The organism is Glaciecola sp. MF2-115 (assembly GCF_047250385.1).
Taxonomy (GTDB): Bacteria; Pseudomonadota; Gammaproteobacteria; order Enterobacterales; family Alteromonadaceae; genus Glaciecola.
Map to the genome: position 1 here is coordinate 1 of NZ_JBLBVM010000005.1, position 1,181 is coordinate 1,181.

Annotated in this window: 1 protein-coding gene; it reads right to left on the minus strand. The window is 40.7% G+C overall.

The features are described from left to right. Positions 1–412 precede the first annotated feature (412 nt). Entirely contained in the window at positions 413–838 is a 426-nt protein-coding gene (locus ACKLNX_RS00035) for a hypothetical protein (RefSeq protein ID WP_412970760.1), read from the minus strand. Positions 839–1,181 lie beyond the last annotated feature (343 nt).

Consider the following 1,181-nt stretch of genomic DNA (forward strand, 5'->3'; position numbering starts at 1 on the left):
CCACTGCCTAAAAAAAAGAAATATTCCAACAAGGTATAACCATACATTTCTTGAATTATTTTACCGAACATTTCCACTCTATTTAGTCCTCATACCTAACACCCCGCATAGAGGGCAAGTTTATGGGTGCAGCTTTTGAGCGCAGCGAAATGCGCCCGTAAAGTTGTCCCAGCGACCGAAGGGAGTGAACTGATGCGTTTGTTAGCTCTGGTTGATTTAACTCGATTTTGATACAACATTCCATGTCACCTTGCGTTAATCATTTAGGTAAAAATAGCACTCGTTTGACACTCAAACAACAACTGATCTTGACTGGCGAGAATCAAACATTATGCGCTCGCGAACCCGAAAACAACTCATTAAAAACAGATGGGAGTGACTCTTGAAAGAACGAGCTTGCCCGCTGGTTTATTTAAGAGTTAGTGTACAAAGGCGTATCACCTTTCCAGTAGTGCCCAAAACATACCTGAGTCACAATGCCGTACTCAGATTGAATTTCAACTTCATTCTCCGGGAAGCTATAACTTTCTGAAGAACCATAATCTTCAAACTCATGAGAATACCCAAACGTTAACTCAAGTTTTCTGATGGTATCTGACACATCTTTACCGATCACTAGTGTTTTTTGCAGTCTTAGTAATGGATTTGAGCATTGGATCCAATGTAGCCTGTTGCCGTCATCCATCCAAAAAGTACACATTAATTTATTGTATTTCAGTAACGGAAGTTCATCGTAATCTACGTCTATTTTATCCGGTTCTCCAAGCATATCTTCTAAAGAACTTTGTGAAATGCCAAACCGAATTTCATCTAGTCCAATGCCGAGTTTCACTTCCATGCTAACACCCCGCATAGAGGGCAAGTTTATGGGTGCAGCTTTTGAGCAACGCGAAATGCGCCCGTAAAGTTGTCCCAGCGACCGAAGGGAGTGAACTGATGCGTTTGTTATAACTGGTTGGATTAATGCAATTTTGAATTAACAAACTTCACTCCTTTGATGTTGTTATTTGATACGTTGTTTGAAGTTAAACATTACCCAACTTTGACTGAAACAACAACTGAATTATCCTGGCGAAGACCAAACAGCAAATGCGCGCGCACCCGAAAACAACTTATTAAAAACCGTTGAGAGTGACTCTTGAAAGAACGAGCATGAACTGAACTTTCGCGACGAGAACTTA